The 16,738-nt window shown below is 69.6% G+C and carries 16 protein-coding genes; 4 read left to right on the forward strand and 12 right to left on the reverse strand.

Features of this window, described 5'->3' with window-relative positions; genetic code table 11:
* Positions 1-271: 271 nt before the first annotated feature.
* Positions 272-1,258 carry an ABC transporter substrate-binding protein gene (locus tag QLQ12_RS38175; protein ID WP_282765815.1) on the forward strand — a complete coding sequence of 329 codons (987 nt, stop codon included), beginning with the start codon at positions 272-274 and terminating at the stop codon, positions 1,256-1,258.
* Positions 1,259-1,307: 49 nt separating this feature from the next.
* On the opposite strand, the gene QLQ12_RS38180 is transcribed toward QLQ12_RS38175, so the two are convergent.
* From QLQ12_RS38180 to QLQ12_RS38190, 3 genes are read right to left on the reverse strand one after another with little or no spacing between them, the layout of a single operon-like run.
* Positions 1,308-2,045, reverse strand: a complete 738-nt coding sequence (locus QLQ12_RS38180; protein ID WP_282765816.1) for a pseudouridine synthase — start codon at positions 2,043-2,045, stop codon at positions 1,308-1,310.
* Entirely contained in the window at positions 2,032-3,039 is a 1,008-nt protein-coding gene (gene scpB / locus QLQ12_RS38185) for an SMC-Scp complex subunit ScpB (protein WP_282765818.1), read from the reverse strand. The genes QLQ12_RS38180 and scpB overlap by 14 nt, the downstream gene beginning before the upstream one ends.
* Positions 3,036-4,040: a segregation and condensation protein A gene (locus tag QLQ12_RS38190; RefSeq protein WP_282765858.1), complete on the reverse strand. Its 1,005-nt coding sequence runs from the start codon at positions 4,038-4,040 to the stop codon at positions 3,036-3,038. The genes scpB and QLQ12_RS38190 overlap by 4 nt, the downstream gene beginning before the upstream one ends.
* A gap of 118 nt (positions 4,041-4,158) precedes the next feature.
* Between QLQ12_RS38190 and QLQ12_RS38195 the strand changes: the two genes are divergently transcribed.
* Positions 4,159-4,683, forward strand: a complete 525-nt coding sequence (locus QLQ12_RS38195; protein ID WP_282765819.1) for a GNAT family N-acetyltransferase — start codon at positions 4,159-4,161, stop codon at positions 4,681-4,683.
* Positions 4,684-4,723: 40 nt separating this feature from the next.
* Here the strand turns inward: QLQ12_RS38195 and QLQ12_RS38200 are convergent, their stop codons facing one another.
* Both QLQ12_RS38200 and QLQ12_RS38205 read right to left on the reverse strand, forming a co-directional pair.
* Positions 4,724-4,957 (reverse strand): hypothetical protein, encoded by a 234-nt coding sequence (locus tag QLQ12_RS38200; protein WP_282765820.1) that lies wholly within the window; start codon positions 4,955-4,957, stop codon positions 4,724-4,726.
* Between the two features lie 334 nt (positions 4,958-5,291).
* The gene (locus tag QLQ12_RS38205) at positions 5,292-6,050 is read right to left on the reverse strand and encodes an IclR family transcriptional regulator (RefSeq protein ID WP_282765821.1); all 759 of its coding nucleotides are present in this window, start codon (positions 6,048-6,050) and stop codon (positions 5,292-5,294) included.
* 142 nt (positions 6,051-6,192) lie between these two features.
* Between QLQ12_RS38205 and glpK the strand changes: the two genes are divergently transcribed.
* On the forward strand, positions 6,193-7,671 hold the full coding sequence (glpK, locus tag QLQ12_RS38210) for a glycerol kinase GlpK (protein ID WP_282765823.1): 1,479 nt from the start codon (positions 6,193-6,195) through the stop codon (positions 7,669-7,671).
* Between the two features lie 26 nt (positions 7,672-7,697).
* Positions 7,698-9,419 (forward strand): glycerol-3-phosphate dehydrogenase/oxidase, encoded by a 1,722-nt coding sequence (locus QLQ12_RS38215; protein ID WP_282765824.1) that lies wholly within the window; start codon positions 7,698-7,700, stop codon positions 9,417-9,419.
* A gap of 45 nt (positions 9,420-9,464) precedes the next feature.
* Here the strand turns inward: QLQ12_RS38215 and QLQ12_RS38220 are convergent, their stop codons facing one another.
* The 7 genes from QLQ12_RS38220 to ald all read right to left on the reverse strand — a co-directional run bounded on the left by QLQ12_RS38220 (position 9,465) and on the right by ald (position 16,709).
* A complete protein-coding gene (locus QLQ12_RS38220; protein ID WP_282765825.1) occupies positions 9,465-10,163 on the reverse strand; it encodes an HNH endonuclease family protein in 699 nt (232 codons plus the stop codon).
* Positions 10,164-10,218: 55 nt separating this feature from the next.
* Positions 10,219-11,592, reverse strand: coding sequence for an AAA family ATPase (locus tag QLQ12_RS38225; RefSeq protein ID WP_282765826.1), 1,374 nt, complete (start codon positions 11,590-11,592; stop codon positions 10,219-10,221).
* Positions 11,593-11,661: 69 nt separating this feature from the next.
* On the reverse strand, positions 11,662-12,870 hold the full coding sequence (locus tag QLQ12_RS38230; protein ID WP_282765827.1) for an MFS transporter: 1,209 nt from the start codon (positions 12,868-12,870) through the stop codon (positions 11,662-11,664).
* 45 nt (positions 12,871-12,915) lie between these two features.
* Positions 12,916-13,584: a zinc metalloprotease gene (locus tag QLQ12_RS38235; protein ID WP_282765828.1), complete on the reverse strand. Its 669-nt coding sequence runs from the start codon at positions 13,582-13,584 to the stop codon at positions 12,916-12,918.
* Between the two features lie 11 nt (positions 13,585-13,595).
* Positions 13,596-14,528, reverse strand: coding sequence for a ParA family protein (locus QLQ12_RS38240; RefSeq protein WP_282765829.1), 933 nt, complete (start codon positions 14,526-14,528; stop codon positions 13,596-13,598).
* Between the two features lie 154 nt (positions 14,529-14,682).
* Positions 14,683-15,597: a site-specific tyrosine recombinase XerD gene (gene xerD / locus QLQ12_RS38245; protein WP_282765859.1), complete on the reverse strand. Its 915-nt coding sequence runs from the start codon at positions 15,595-15,597 to the stop codon at positions 14,683-14,685.
* Positions 15,594-16,709: an alanine dehydrogenase gene (ald, locus tag QLQ12_RS38250; protein WP_282765830.1), complete on the reverse strand. Its 1,116-nt coding sequence runs from the start codon at positions 16,707-16,709 to the stop codon at positions 15,594-15,596. Before ald ends, xerD begins: the two co-directional genes overlap by 4 nt.
* Positions 16,710-16,738 lie beyond the last annotated feature (29 nt).

The following is a 16,738-nucleotide window of genomic DNA, read 5'->3' on the forward strand; positions in this document are numbered from 1 at the left end:
CCCCCGGCGGGGTGTCCTTGCTCGCTTCAACTGGGCGGCGGGGGGGGGGGGGGGGGGCCCCCCCCCCCCCCCCGCGTTTCTCGTTCACCGAACGCGGATAGCAATCACTCTCGATACCCGGATCAACCGATAAATCGGCACTTAACTCTCTCGCACCGTGAAGGCCGACAATTCAATGCGCGGGGTAGATTGACGATCTCCGCATTGTTATCGTCAACATCCGTTCCGGAATTGATCATTATGATCCAAGCCGACGGCGGGGAGTTCCACCATGCGCAGACGTTCTTTCGTGACACTGGGCGCAGCGGGCGTGGGCTCGGTGCTGGCCGGCTGCGCGAAGGACGAGGTGGAGGGCTTCGATCTGGACAACGCCCCCCGAGGCCCGATCGTCCTTGGCTTCTCCCAGGCCGGCGCGGAGAGCGGATGGCGCGTCGCCAACACCGAGTCGATCAAGAAGTCGGCGGAGCGCAACCGCATCACCCTCAATTTCAAGAACGCCGACGGAAAACCGGAACAGCAGATCGCTGATGTTCACGCGTTCATCGACGCCAAGGTGAACGTCATCTCGTTCGCCCCCGTCGTCGAGAGCGGCTGGGGCGAGGTGCTGCGGCGCGCCCGCGACGCGCGGATCCCGGTCGTGCTGACCGACCGCCTCATCGACGAGAAGGACACCTCGCTCTGGACCAGCTCGATCGGCGCCGAGTTCGCCTCCGAGGGCAATCTGGCCGCCCTCTACCTGGCGAACGCCTTCTCCGGGACGGCCGGGCCGGTGAACGTCGTGGAGATCCTCGGCACGACCGGGTCCACGCCGACCAAGCAGCGGGCCGAGGGTTTCGCCGCCACGGCGTCCAAGACCAGCCTCCTCAAGGTCATCGACGAGGAGACCGGCAACTGGTCCCGCGACGGCGGCGAGGACGCCATGAGGAAACTGCTGAAGCGGAACAAGAAGATCGACGCTGTTTTCGCGCAGAACGACGACATGGGACTGGGCGCCGTCACGGCACTCGAGGCAGCGAACCGGAAACCCGGCTCGGACCCGAAGATCGTCACCGTCGATGCCACCAGAGACGGCCTGGAGGCTCTGCTCGCCGGAAAACTCAGCTACGTCGTGGAGTGCAGCCCGGAGATCGGCGAGCAACTGATGACGGTCGTCGTCGACCTTTTCCACGGCGGCCGTGTGAAGAAGCGCATCGAGTCCGAGAAAGCGGTCTTCGACGCCGAGAGCGCCGCCGAGGCCCTGCCCGACCGCAAGTACTGACGCGGCCGGGCGGCCAAAGGCCGTGCCACCCGGCGCGGCCGGGGTCGTCTCAGTCGCCGACGGCCTTGAAGAGCGCCGCGATCTCGGCCGCCGACAGGTGGCGGAACCCGCCGGGCCGCAGGTCGCCGAGACGGATCGGGCCCACCGCCGTGCGGATCAGCCGGGTCACCGGGTGCCCCACCGCGTCCATCATCCGGCGGACGATGTGCTTGCGGCCCTCGTGCAGGACGATCTCCACCTGCGCGGTCTTGCCGATCGCGTCGACCAGCCGGAAGGAGTCGACCTTCGCCGGGCCGTCCTCCAGCTCGACACCGGCCTGCAGGGCCCGGCCCACCGTACGCGGCAGTGGCCCGACCACCTCGGCCAGGTAGGTCTTGGAGATCTCGTACGACGGGTGCATCAGCTTGTGCGCCAGCCCGCCGTCGTTGGTGAACAGCAGCAGGCCCTCCGACTCGGCGTCGAGCCGGCCCACGTGGAAGAGCCGCTGCTCGAAGTTGGCGCCGAGGAAGTCGGCCAGCTCGGTGCGGCCCTTGTCGTCGTCGAGGCTGGAGACGACGCCACGTGGCTTGTTCAGCGCCACGTAGACGAGCTTGGTGTTGGTGATCACCCGCTGCCCGTCGACGTGGATCTCCGCCGAGGCGGGGTCGACCTTGTCGCCGAGTTTGGCGATCCGGCCGTTGACGGTGACGCGCTGCCGGAAGATCAGATCTTCGCAGGCGCGCCGGGATCCAACACCGGCCGCCGCCAGGACTTTCTGGAGGCGTTCGGCGGTGTCAGCCTGAGGCATCGAGCACTTCTTCCACGTCGTCGGGCAAAAACGGAGCTAGCGGCGGCAGCTGGTCGACCGTGTTGAGGCCGAGCTTCTCGAGGAACAACGGCGTGGTCCGGTACAGGTATGCCCCGGTTTCCGGCTCGGTGCCGCACTCCTCGATAAGGCCGCGAGTGACCAGCGTACGCATGACTCCGTCACAGTTCACACCGCGGATGGCCGAGATGCGGGATCTGGTGACCGGCTGCTTGTAGGCGACCACGGCGAGTGTCTCCAGTGCGGCCTGGGTGAGCCGCACCGACTGGCCGTCCAGGACGAACCGTTCGACGTACGCCGCGTACTCCGGGCGGGTGTAGAGCCGCCACCCACCGGCGACCCGCCGCAGGTCGATGCCGTGCCCGGCCGCGGTGTACCGCGCCGAGACGTCCTCCAGCGCCCGCGCGACCCGCTCCGCCGGCTGCTCCAGGACCTGTGCCAACTGCAACTCGCCGACCGGTTCGTCGACCACCAGCATGATCGATTCGAGGGCGGCGGCAAGCTCGGCGTCGTCCATCAGAACCGGAGCGGGGGTACGGGTGACGCTCTCCACAACCGCCGCCACGCTGTCACGTGGCCGCCGGGGCTGTGACGGCACCGTGGTCCGCGCGTCGGACGCCGGCGCCGGGCCGGGCTCCGTCTCCATCGCCTCCTCGACCGGCTCGGGCAGCGTGATCTCGGGCTCAGGCTCGGGCTCGACCTCGGTGGGCGCGACCTCCACCGGCGGCTCGACAGGCGCATCCACCGGAGCCGGCTCAGCTTCCTCGACCGGCGCCTCCGGCGGCTCAACGGCCGACTCGGGCTCCTCGACCGGCGATTCTGGTTCCTCGACCAGCGGCTCAGACTCCTCGACCGGCGGCTCAGAGTCCTCGGCCGAGGCCTGGAACTCGCGGTCCGGTTCCCGGCGCCGGTCCCACGGCGGCACCCACGCGGCCGCCTGCGCGGCCAGCGACTCGGGACGCTCCTCGCTGCTCACGATGTCTCCTCCACAGCCACCGGCTCACCGGCCGGGGCCTCGTCGTCCTCCGTGCCAAGATCGCCATCTGGGCCCGGCGAGTCAAGCCGCTGCGCCGCGGGATCGTCCGAACCGGCATCGTCGTCCGCCGGTTTGTTGCCCTCGTAGTCGTCGACGTCCAGTTCGACGTCGCCGTCACCGCCGATCCACCGCACGGTCAGCTCGTCCAGTGAGACCGGCTGCTCGAACTCGATCAGCCCTTCGCGGTAGAGCTCCAGCAGCGCCAGGAAGCGAGCCACCACTTCCAGGGTGTTCTCGCAGTCGGCGACGAGCAGGCTGAAGGTGGCGGAGCCGGCCCGGCGCAACCGGTCGCGCAGCAGGGTGGCGTGCTCGCGGACACTGACCCGGACCTGGTGGATGTGGGCGATGGAGACCTGCGGCGGACCGGGTTTGGGCAGGAAGCTCCGGAGCGCCAGTTTCAGCAGCCGTTCCGGGCCGATGCCGAGGACGAGTTCGGGGAGGGCCTCCGCATACCGCGGCTCGAGGGAGACCAGCCGCGGCCAGCGGCGCGCGCCGGCACCCTCGAGGTCGGCGATGTGCGCGGCGGCCTCCTTGAAGGCCTTGTACTGCAGGAGGCGGGTGAAGAGCAGGTCGCGCGCCTCCAGCAGGGCGAGGTCCTCCTCGTCCTCGACCTCGGCCGCGGGCAGCAGGCGGGCCGCCTTGAGGTCCAGCAGGGTGGCCGCGACCAGCAGGAACTCGCTCGTCTCGCCGAGGTCCCAGTCGTCGCCCATGGCCCGGATGTAGGCGATGAAGTCGTCGGTGACCTGGTGCAGCGCGATCTCGGTGACATCCAGCTTGTGCTTGCCGATGAGCTGCAGCAGCAGGTCGAACGGGCCGGTGAAATTGTCCAGCCGGACGGTGAATCCGGTGGTCTCGGCCTCGGCCGCGACGACCGCGGCGGCGTCATCGGCTTCCGGCGGCGACGGGGCGGGCTCTTCAAGCACGTGCCGACCGTAGACCATGCCTGTGACGAGTTCCTCCAAGCGCACGCTCTTCCAACGTCACAATCGGTTCCGGGTTGCTCCGCGATCTTGTTAACGGCCAGTTACGTTCTTTCGTGTCGCCGGTTACGCTGCGGCGATGCGGTCATTGATCTCGCCCCGCCTCCTACTGCGCGAGTGGGAGGAGAAGGACATCGACTTCCTCTTCGACATGTACTCGCGGTGGGAAGTGGCGCGTTTTCTCGGCTCGGCGCCGCGCGTGCTGACCAGCCACGACGACGCCGTCGCCACCCTCAGCCGCTGGCGGGCACGGCAGGACGACGTGCACACGATCTGGGCGATCCAGGACCGCGCGACCGGCCATCTGCTCGGCACGGCGCTGCTGGTTCCGCTGCTCGCCTCCGGCGAGCAACTGGCCCCCAGCGGCGAGACCGAGATCGGCTGGCATCTGCACCCGGACGCCTGGGGCAAGGGGTATGCCACCGAGGCGGCCAACGCGGTGATGGCTTACGCCGCCCGCTCCGGGATCTCGCCGGTGCTGGCGGTGACGTGGCCGGAGAACATGGCCTCCCAGGCGGTCTGCCGGCGGCTCGGGATGCGCCATCTCGGACAGACTGACCGCTACTACAACATGACCTGCGAACTGTTCACGAACGCGACCTGAAGACCGGGCCGCCGCGCTCTCGCGCGACGGCCCGGGAGAATCACTTCTTCTTGGTGGCCTTGACCGCCTTGACGGCCTTGGTCTTGACGGCCTTGGCAGCCTTCTCGACCTTCGCGGTCTTGTCGGCCTTCTTCACCTTGGTGGCCTTCGGGGCCTCGACCACGACGGGCGCGGCGACGGCCTTCTTGGTCTTCTTCGCCTTGGCCGGGGCCACTTCGACCTTCACGGCCTTCTTGGCGTCCTTGACCTTGACGGCTTCCTTGGTCTTCGCCATGACAGCCCTCCCTTCGTCGTGTTCCCGCGCAGCCGGGCAGGCGCGCGTGATGACGGCGACTGTAGACGCTTGCGCGAAATCTGGCGTTGGCGAGACCGAAGTGAGACGTTCACCATGACGTTTTCCGGTGGATGCCGGGCAGTGATCCCTATCTCGGGAAAGCCGGGTGACCAGCGCAATGGCGACTACTGCCGCCAGAACGCGCCGCGGCCGGCGCCGAGTGTCCATCCTGGATCCGCCGCGGATAGGACCGCGGGTGCTCGGCCCGCGCCACCGACACCACGGTCGCCCGCCGGTCGAACAGGATGTACCTGGTCGACAGCCGGCACGTAACTCATGCCTGAACCTCCCGGGAGATCGAACGAGCCACCGCCACCACCTGATCGACCAGGGCGGGCCGGGCCTGCCGGCGGGTGTCGGTGAGCCGCTCCACCGGCCCGGCTATCCCGACCGCGCCGACCACCAGGCCACCGGAGGTGCGCACCGGGGCGGCGATCGCGGCGAGGCCGGGTCGCCACTCCTCGACCGAAAGAGCCCAGCCGCGGGCGCGGGTCTCGGCGAGCGCCCGGGCGAGCTCGCGCCGGTCGGTCACGGTCCTTCTGGTGTACGGGTCGAGCCCGCCCGCCACCAGCGACTCGGCAGCCGTCGCGTGGTAGGCGAGCAGGACCTTACCCAGCGCCGTCGCGTGCGGCGGCAGCCGTACCCCCGTGTCGAGGTTCTGCAGGGAGTCGTCCGGCCGGAAGACGTGGTGCACGACGAGGACCTCGCCGTCGGAGAGCACGCCCAGCCGCACCTCCTCGCCGCTGCGGCCGGCGAGCGTGTCGGCCCAGTTGAGCGCCCGCCCGCGCAGTTCGTTGGCGTCGATGCCGGCCGAGGAGAGGTCGAGCAGCCCGCGGCCGAGCCCGTACCGGGCGGTTCGCGGGTCCTGCTCGACGAAGCCGACGTGTTCGAGGGTGCGCAGGATGCTGTGCGCGGTCGATTTTGGCAGCCCCAGAGCGTCCGCGATCTCCTTGACGCGGAGCCGGTCGGGCCCGCCCGCGAGCAGCCGTAACACGGCCGAGGACCGCTCGATGGACTGAATCAGACCGGGCACGTGCGACATTGTCGCACGCACCGCGTTGCCGCACCCCCGCTCTGATCCCTAACGTCCCGCTCGGCATCCCGGCCGGCTCTCACCACAGCTGCACCGGAGCCCGCGACAGCAGTGACGGCCAGCCGGGGTTGAAGGAGGTCAGGTGGCGCACTACATCGGCGCTCTCGATCAAGGCACCACCAGCACGCGGTTCATGATCTTCGACCGCTCGGGGCGCGAGATCGGCCGGCACCAGCGGGAACACCGGCAGATCCAGCCGCGGTCCGGTTGGGTCGAGCACGACCCCGTGGAGATCTGGGAGAACACCCTCAAGAGCATCGCGGTGGCGCTCGCCGACACCGGCCTCGCGCCGTCCGACCTGGCCGCGATCGGCATCACCAACCAGCGCGAGACGGTGGTGCTGTGGGACCGGGCGACCGGAGTCCCGGTAGCGCCGGCGATTGTCTGGCAGGACACCCGCACCGACTATCTGGTGGCCGCCCTCGACGAGGAGTTCATCAGGGACCGGACCGGGCTCCCGCCGGCCACGTACTTCTCGGCCACGAAGATCCAGTGGCTGCTCGACAACGTCGACGGGCTCCGCTCCCGCGCCGAGCGTGGCGACATCGCCTTCGGGACGATCGACTCCTGGCTGATCTGGAATCTCACCGGTGGCCGGCACCTGACCGACGTGACCAACGCCAGCCGGACCATGCTGATGAACCTGTCCACCCTGGACTGGGACGACGAACTGCTGGCCGTCTTCGGCATCCCGCGAGCCATGCTGCCGGAGATCCGGTCCTCGGCCGAGGTCTACGGCACCGCCGAAGCCGTCCTGCCCGGCGTGCCCATCGCCGCCGCCATCGGCGACCAGCAGGCCGCACTCTTCGGACAGACCTGCTTCGAACCCGGCGAGGCCAAGTGCACCTACGGCACCGGCGGATTCCTGCTCATGAACACCGGCACCACCCCGGTCCGCTCAAGCCACGGCCTGATCACCACGGTCGGCTACCGCTTCGGCGACGAGCCGCCGGTCTTCGCCCTGGAAGGGTCGATCGCCGCGTGCGGCGCCGCCATCCAGTGGCTGCGCGACCAGCTCGGCGTCCTGGAGACCGCCGGCGACAGCGAGACCCTCGCCGGGCAGGTGGAGGACAGCGCCGGCGTCTGCTTCGTACCCGCGTTCTCCGGCCTGTTTGCCCCGCACTGGCGACCGGACGCCCGCGCCGCCATCGTCGGGCTCTCCCGGTTCCACACCGCGGCCCACATCACCCGGGCCGCGCTGGAGGCCATCTGCTATCAGACCCGCGACGTGGTCGAGGCGATGGCCCAGGACTCCGGCACCGCGCTCGACTGCCTCCAGGTCGACGGCGGCGTCACCGCGAACGCGCTCTGCATGCAGCTGCAGGCCGACATCCTCGGCGTGCCGGTCAGCCGGCCCGCCGTCGCCGAGACCACCGCGCTGGGCGCCGCCTACGCGGCCGGGCTCGCGGTCGGCTTCTGGAAGTCGCTCGACGAGCTGCGCGCCAACCGGCAGGAGGACCGGCGCTGGCAACCGTCCTGGACGGCCGCCCGGCGCACCGAAGGCATCACCCGCTGGAGAGCGGCCATCGACCGCACCCTCGACTGGGTCAGCGTCGGCTGACACTTTCTCTGGAGAGAAGGACCAACATGAACACCGGAGTGATCTCGCCACAGTCCCGGACGAAGGCTCTCGAAGCCATGTCGTCCGCCGAAGAACTGGACGTGCTGGTCATCGGCGCCGGAGTGGTGGGCGCCGGCTCGGCCCTCGACGCCGCCACCCGCGGGCTCTCCGTCGGCCTGCTCGAAGCACGTGACTTCGCCAGCGGCACCTCCAGCCGGTCCAGCAAGCTGATCCACGGCGGCCTGCGCTACCTGGAGATGCTCGACTTCAGCCTGGTCCGGGAGGCGCTGCGGGAACGGGGCCTGCTGATCCAGAAACTCGCCCCGCACCTGGTCCGCCCGGTGCCGTTCCTCTACCCGCTGCAGCGCCGGGCCTGGGAACGGCTCTATGTCGGCGCCGGCGTCGCCCTCTACGACATCCTCGCCCTCTCCGGCGGCGGGGCCGCGGTGCCCGTGCACCGGCACCTGAGCCGGGTCGAGGCGCTCAAGGCGTTCCCGTCGCTGCGCCCGGAGACCCTGGTCGGCGCGATCCGCTACTACGACGCCCAGGTCGACGACGCCCGGCACACCATGTTCCTGGTACGCACGGCGATGGCGCACGGCGCGCACGTCGCCTCCCGTACCGAGGTCGTCGGGTTCCTGCGTGAGGGCCACCGGGTCGTCGGCGTCCGGGCCCGCGACCTCGAGACCGGCGCCGAGATGGAGATCCGCGCCCGCACGGTGATCAACGCGACCGGCGTGTGGACCGGCGACAGCCAGGCCATGCTCGAAGGCGTTCGCGGCGAATTCAAGATCACCGCAAGCAAGGGAATCCACATCGTCGTCCCGCGGATGCGGATCGCCGGCCACACCGGCATCATCCTGCGTACGGCTACCAGCGTGCTCTTCGTGATCCCCTGGGACCAGCACTGGATCATCGGAACCACCGACACGCCATGGAACCTCGACAAGTCCGACCCGGCGGCGAGCGGCAGGGACGTCGACTACCTGCTCGAGGAGGTCAACAAGGCCCTCGCCACCCCGCTGACCAGGGACGACGTGCAGGGCGTCTATGCCGGCCTGCGTCCGCTGCTGTCGGCCGAGGCGTCCAGCACCGCGAAACTGTCCCGCGAGCACGCGGTCGGCAACCCGGTCCCCGGCATGATCGTGGTCGCCGGCGGCAAGTACACCACCTACCGCGTGATGGCCAAGGACGCCGTCGACGCCGCCGTCCGCGAACTCGCCGCCCGGGTGCCGCAGTCCTGCACCGACCAGGTGCCGCTGCTCGGCGCCGAAGGCTACCGGGCCACCTGGAACCGCCGCGGCGCCCTGGCCCGCCGGTCCGGCCTGCACGTCGCCCACATCGAACACCTGCTCCAGAGGTACGGCACCCTCGCCGAAGAGGTGCTCGCCCTGATCGACGCGGACCCGTCACTGGGCCTCCCGCTCGACGGCGCTCCCGGCCACCTGCGGGCCGAGATCGTCTACTCGGTCACCCACGAGGGCGCCCGGCACCTCGACGACGTGCTGTCCCGCCGGACCCGGATCGCCTTCGAGACCGCCGACCGCGGTGTCGCCGCCGCCCGCGCGGCCGCCGCACTCATCGCTCCGGCCCTCGGCTGGACCGGCGCCGAGGCGGAACACGAGGCCGACGCCTACGAGTCCCGGATCATCGCCGAACTGGCGGCCCAGGAACAGCCCGACGACGAGACCGCCGACGCCACCCTCCGCGGCGTCCCGACCGCAGTCCCGTTGGCCTCCGCCGCCTGACCAACGCCCGCCGCTCCGGCGTGCCTCCCGCACGCCGGAGCACTGTCAGATCAACAACTCCCCGCGCACCCGCTCGTCACGGAGCATCTCGGCAACCTCGGGAATGTCCTTGAAGATCACGGCCGCGCCGGGCAGGCCGACCTGCCGCAACATCGCCTGACAGACGTCGGCGCACGGCTGCTCACGGATGATTCCTATCAGCGATTCAGGATGATAAGCGCCTTTGCCCGCTGCGGCGTCCGGCCACAGCCGAAGGCACATCACCACCACCTGGTACGCCTGCACCCGGCCACGAGCCAAGATCGGGCGGTTCAGACCGAAGACCTCGATGCTCCGCCCGCCCTTACCGGTGAGTGGCACGTATTCTCCCGCCGACAGCGACAACATCAGATGTTCGAACGGGTCCTCAGCTGACGGGTCGATCAGCAGCGGCAGGCCGTGCTCGTCGACGGGATAGCGATCCCTCTTGTGGTGACTGTTGCAGTGCGAACAAGCCAGCAAGTGATTCAACCAGTCGAACGTGCGTAGCGGGTTGCGCGCCAGCGGCTCATGGTGGTCGATGTCGGTACCTTGGTTGTCACCGCAGTACATGCAGCGCTCGGCGCCCGGCGCCATCTCTTTCAGGACGGCGCGGACCGGGGTGATGACGTAGGTTCTGGTACTTCTCCGATGCCAGATGTCCCGGGCCGCCGCAGCCCGTTTACCCGGTTGCTCCCGCTGAACCTCTCCGGTCAGCACCGTCATGCGGGCAGCGACCTCGGACGACAATGTTCTCCGGACGATCGGGATCACCGCTGGGCTACTCCGCGTCCGAAGCGAGCCGTGCCGCGAGTTCTTCAACCCTCGCGGTCGGCGAACTGGTCAGCCGCCCCCGTAGCTCCTCGTAGCGACGTACCGTTTCATCGTTCGCTCGCCCCGTGAGTACATCGGTCTCCAACGCAACGAGTTGTCGGCGTAGACGCACGGCCTCGTCCGAGTACGGCGTGTCGAGCCCGAACAACTCCGACATCACGGCATCGTCCCCACTGCCGTAGACCACTCTTTCGTAGAGGTCACGGTCCACGATGCGAGGCGGCACGTCCTCGTCAGGGCCCGGCAGGCGAATCAGTCCGTTCGCATCGGCGGCCTGGCAGATGTAAGGGCTGTGGGTGGTCACGATGAACTGGATTCGCGGGAAGTGCTCCTTCAGCCAGCCCCCGATCCGCTTCTGCCAGGACACATGCAGGTGCGCGTCCACCTCGTCGATGAGAACCACACCCGGCGCGTTGATCATGACCGACCCACCCCGCTCTTCGGCTCGGAGGCCTCCGTAGGCATCGTGGATCTGTTTCAAAAGGTCGACCACCAGCGCAACGACCACACGGTATCCGTCGCTCATCTCCCGCAGTGCGAACCTGTGCTCGCCCCGCGCGACCCAGAGCCCTTCGGAGTCGACCCTCTCCACCTGGTAACCGTCTGGCAGGAGCCCGTTTCCGAGAACCGCCAATGCGACACGCTTGAGATCCTCTGCACCCGGACGCCCCTCCAGCGCACGAAGGTGCTGTTCGATCAGCCAGCTCACGCCCTCGGCGAGCGAGGCGTCCTCATGGAAGAGGCTGGCCATCCGAGCAGCGGGAGCCCGGCTCGTCATGAGCCGGTGAGCATCCGGCGAGCCGCCTGCGAGCCGCCGAAATGGGCCGTAGGCCGCGCAGAACCAGCCGACAGGATTGTTGCTCCAAGGTCCATGCTTGGCTGTCTGCGATTCGAGGTCATGCTGGCCCCGCTCGGCTCCGAACCGCAGCGGCACGAGCAACGGCTGGTCGTCCGGCCGGTGCACAGCCTCAGCCTGTTTGCCGAACCAGGCCAATCCGGCACGGAAGGTGTCGGAGTCGGGCTGGAAGTCACCGTCGAAACGGTCGGCCTCCGGGTCGAGCTCCAGACGCACGAACGAATGGGCGGCCTGTGCATCGGCAGAGATCCAGGACGCGAAGTCGGCTACCAGATTGTGGGCAACGCCCTGTCCGCCGAGCGCGAGTGCCACAGCCCGCAGCAACGAGGTCTTGCCTGAACCGTTCCGGCCGGCGATGACCGTCCATCCAGCCAGGGAACCGTCCGGCCGACCGAGATCCAGCACGAACGTACGGGCGCCGTGAAACCCCCGGACGTCCGCGATCCCGATCTCCTTGATGTACATGCCGCTAGATTAGCGAGCGGCAACGGTCGCACAGGTTCGGCAGGTTCGGCCCTCGCTGCCGATTTTCGGTCAGCGGATGATGCGGGTGGCCCGCCGGGCGGCCCGCCGGTGGCCGCGGGCCCGCGGTGGTGGCGGCCTGCCGGGCCGGGCCGCGGTGCCGAGCGCGAACGCGACCGCGGCGGCGACCGCGACCACGCCGCACAGCACCATGGTGCCGGCGTAGCCGAGGATCTCGACCGCGCCGCCGGCGACGATGCCCGCGACCACCATGCCGGCCGTGGTGGCGTTGGAGAACAGCGTCGTCGCCATGCCGGTGGCGGGCGCCATCGCGTCCTGGAACCAGCGGATGCCGGCGGCCCCGACCACGGCGATCGCGATGCCGCGGACGACCTGGCCGGCGATCAGCAGGGCCATGCCACGGGCCGTCACGGTCAGCGCGAAGAAGAACACGAAGCAGCCCATCCCGGTGAGGATGACCAGGCGCTGGCTGACGTGTGACGGCACGGCGGCGAGCAGCAGCGCGGCCACCACCTCGACGGCGGCGCAGACGCTGAACAGGACGCCGACCGCCGAGTCGTCCTGGCCGAGTTCCCGGGTGACGAACAGCGGCATGGCCACCGAACCGGCGAACATCGCGGTGAAGAAGAGGGTGATGCTGGCGGTCAGGAGGACGGCACCGGCTCTCGGGAGCCGCGGGCCGGGATCGTCGGCGAGCGGGTCGTGCGGCCGGGGCGGGCCGGGCCGGGGCACGGCGACGAGCACCCAGAGGGCGGCGACGACGAGGACCCCGGCCGCCGACCGGAGGATGGCGGCCAACCCGGCGGTGGTGAGCACGGCGGTGCCGAGCAGAGGACCGGCCGCCCAGGCGAGCGACCACACCGACCGCAGCAGCGGCACCGACCATGCGGCGGCCGGGCCGCCGCCGAGGACGTGCCGGGCCAGCGAGAACAGCTGCGGGAAGGCCGCTGCCAGGGCGCCGAGCAGGGTGACGGCGAGAAGGAGAAGCAGCGGGTACGACCGGATCACCGTCATCAGGCACAGCGCGACCCCGCCGGAGAGCATCGCGGCGGCGGCGTATCCCCGGGAGGGACGCCGGTCGAAGCTCCTCCCCGCCAGCCAGGCCAGCATGATGCCGCCGGCGCCGTGGACGGAGACGAACAGCCCGGTCTGCCACGCGCTGAGACCGGCGACATCGGTGACGAAGAGGACGAAATAGGAGCCGACCATCGAATCAGCGACGCCGAGCAGCAACACAGCCACAGCCAGTGATATCGACATCGCTCACCACGATAACTGCGATGAGCAGGAACCACAGCGGCGAAATCAGGCCCAGATGCGCAGGAAGAGGATGCCCAGGAAGTCGATGATCATGAGCAGGAACGGGTAGCTGGTCGGGAAGAAGGCACAGACCAGCAGGACCAGCGCGCCGATGTTCTTGTCCTCGAACCAGAGCCGCATCCAGTTCATGCTCGCCCCGGGCCGGCGCAGCGCGTTCCACAGCAAGCCGAAACCGTCCAGAGGCGGAATCGGGATGAGCGCCAGCAGGCCGAAGGTGAGCAGCCCGGTGCCGAGCGACAGCATCACCTGCGCGCCCATCGGCAGCGGAAGACCCCGCAGGATCCAGCCCGGGTTCAGCTCGGCCAGATATTCGGCCGGGAAGACCAGGGCGAACCCGGCGATGATCAGCTCGCCGGCGAGGATGCAGGCCACCGGGCCGGCGGCGAACACCGCGGCGGCCCGTCCCCGGCCGCGCCAGCGGGGCACCTCGTCGACCGGCAGCTGCCGTCCCCAGCCCATGCCGCCGATCGCGGCCGCGACCGCGCCGAACGGGTCGATGTCCTCGCGGGGGCTCAGGCGCAGCAGCCGGCGGCCGTCACCGAGACCGACCACGCGCGCGGTGAACCGCATGGCCACGGCACGCAGCACGAGGCCGAGCAGGAAGGCGACGACCAGGGCGACGAACGCCACCGGTTCGCCGAGCGCGAACAGCACGGATGCGGAACCTAGCCTCGATCTGTCTGAGCGGCGATGACCTCGCGTGCCAGCTGACGGTAGTTACGGGCGCCGGACGACGCCGGATCCAGCGTAGTGATCGGCGCGCCGGCCACGGTCGACTCCGGGAACTTGACCGTCTTGGTGATGACCGTCTGGTACACCTTGTCGCCGAACGCCTCGACCACCCGCTGCAGCACCTGGCGGCAGTGGGTGGTGCGGGAGTCGTACATGGTGGCGAGGATGCCCTCGAGTTCGAGGTCGAAGTTGAGCCGTTCCCGCACCTTGTCGATGGTGTCGAGAAGCAGAGCCACCCCACGGAGGGAGAAGAACTCACACTCCAGAGGGATGAGCACGCCGTGCGCGATGGTCAGCGCGTTGATCGCCAGCAGGCCCAGGGAGGGCTGGCAGTCGATCAGGATGAAGTCGTACTCCTTGCGGACCGAGCGCAGCGCCCGGGCCAGGGCCATCTCCCGGGCGACCTCGTTGACCAGCTGGATCTCGGCCGCGGACAGGTCGATGTTGGCGGGCAGCAGATGCAGGCCGGCCACGTCGGTCTTGATGATGACGTCCTCGGTGGCGACGTCGTCCTGCATGAGCAGGTTGTAGATGCTCAGGTCGAGGTTGTGCGGGTTCACCCCGAGGCCGACCGAGCAGGCGCCCTGCGGGTCGAAGTCGACGAGGAGTACCTTGCGCCCGTACTCGGCCAGGGCGGCGCCCAGGTTGATCGTGGTGGTCGTCTTGCCGACGCCACCTTTCTGGTTCGCCAGCGCGATGATGCGGGCCGGGCCGTGCTTGTCCTTCGGCATCGGCTCGGGGATCGGGCGGCGCATCGTGTACGCCGTGGGGTCGGCGGGACCGAGATCGGCGCCCAGGTCCAGGGAGTTCTGCTGTTCGCGCAGCGTGGAGGTCCAGGCCTCCGCACGCTCGCCGTTCCCTGACATGAACCTCGCCCCCCTTCGACTCGCAGCCATCAACCCCGGTTTGCATTCAGTTTTCCGCTGCGGGGCGGGCTCAGTCGATGCCCGACTGTACGCCACACGTGCCGTCCTCCCGGGGTCAGTCGTTCGGCGTGTCGCGCCCACGCATCCGTAGCCTCTAACGAGCCCGCGGGTGTGCGGTCGCGTACACCTCCCGGAGGCGTTCGACGGTCACCAGGGTATACACCTGCGTCGTAGTGACCGAGGCGTGTCCCAGCAGTTCTTGCACCACGCGAACGTCCGCCCCGCCGTCGAGCAGATGCGTCGCGTAGGAGTGACGCAGCGTATGTGGACTGACCGCGTACGGGCCGTCCACCGGAAGCCCCGCCGCGACGGCACACCGGTGCAGGACCGTCCACGCGCTCTGCCGGGAGAGACGGCCGCCGCGGGCGTTCAGAAAGACCGCGGGAGTCCCGCGTCCACCCTCGACGAGCGAGGGCCTGGCCCGTACCAGATAGGCCTGCAGAGCGGCCCGGGCGTAACCGCCGACCGGAACCACCCGGGTGCGCCCGCCCTTGCCCCGCAGGATCACGGCGGGCTCGGTGTCGAGGGAGAGGTCGTCGATGTCGGCGCCGACCGCCTCGGAGATCCGCGCTCCCGTGCCGTAGAGGAACTCCAGCAGCGCCCGGTCCCGCAGGCCGAGCGGGGAGTCGCCGTCCGGAACCGCGAGCAGCCGGCCCACCTGGTCGGGGTCCAGAGCCTTGGGCAGGCGCTTCGGTGGGGCCGGTGGCCGTACGTCCGCCGCCACGTCGTGCGGCGCCAGCCTCTCCCGGACCGCGAACCGGTGGAAGCCGCGCACCGCGGAGATGGCCCGCGCCGCGGACGCCGAGGCCAAGCCCTCCTCGCGCAGTCGGGCCAGGTGCCCGGCGACGTGGGCCGACCGCACGCCGCCGAGATCCTCGACGCCCTCGGCGGCCAGTCCTTCGGCGTACCGCTCCAGGTCACGCCGGTAGGACGCGAGCGTGTTGCGCGACAGGCCACGCTCGACGCTCAGGTGGTCGAGGTAGGCCCTGATCGCACGCTCCAAACTCAGCGGAGCACCTCCGTCAGCGATATCGAACGCATGCCGTGCGCCTCGGCGACCGGTCCGCAGACCACGTCACCGTCGAACGTGTTCAGGCCCGCCGCGAGCGCCGGGTCGGCGCGCAGGGCGCCGCGCCAGCCGCGGTTGGCCAGTTCGAGAGCGTACGGCAAGGTCACGTTCGTGAGAGCGTACGTGCTGGTGTGCGGCACCGCCCCCGGCATGTTCGCGACGCAGTAGAACATCGACCGGTGCACCGGGTAGGTCGGGGAGTCGTGCGTGGTCGCATGCGAATCCTCGAAGCAGCCGCCCTGGTCGATCGAGATGTCGACCAGCACGCTGCCCGGTTTCATCCGCGCCACCAGGTCGTTGGAGATCAGCGTCGGCGCCTTCGCGCCCGGCACCAGCACCGCCCCCACCACCAGATCCGCGTCGAGCACGGCCTTCTCGATCTCGTACGCGTTCGACGCGATCGTCTGGATGTGCCCGCGATAGTCGGCGTCCACCGCCCGCAGCCGGGCCACGTTCTTGTCCAGCAGCAGCACCTCGGCCTGCATGCCGAGAGCGATCGCGGCGGCGTTCAGCCCGGAGACGCCGGCGCCGATCACCACGACCTTGGCCGCGTACACCCCCGGGACGCCGCCCATCAGCACGCCGCGGCCCCCGCCCTGCCGCATCAGGTGGTACGCGCCGACCTGCGGGGCCAGCCGCCCGGCCACCTCGGACATGGGGGCGAGCAGCGGCAGCGAACGGTCCGCGAGTTCGACCGTCTCGTACGCGATGCCGGTGACCTTGCGTTCCAGGAGCGCGTCCGTGCAGGACTTGGACGCGGCCAGGTGCAGGTAGGTGAAGAGCACCTGGCCGGGCCGCATCCGGTGGTACTCCTCCGGCACCGGCTCCTTGACCTTGAGGATCAGGTCGCCGGCGCCCCACACATCGTCGGCGTCCGGCAGGATCACCGCCCCGGCGTCCTGATAGTCGCCGTCGGTGATCGAAGATCCGGTACCCGCCCCGGACTGCACGACCACCTGGTGGCCGTTGCGGACGAACTCGTAGACGCCTGCCGGGGTGATGGCCACCCGGAACTCGTTGTTCTTGACCTCGGTGGGAATGCCGACCTTCATGGGCCGGACGTTACCCCTGACCTGCTGAT

The sequence above is a fragment of the Actinoplanes sandaracinus genome (assembly GCF_030009775.1).
In the GTDB taxonomy this organism is placed as follows: domain Bacteria; phylum Actinomycetota; class Actinomycetes; order Mycobacteriales; family Micromonosporaceae; genus Actinoplanes; species Actinoplanes sandaracinus.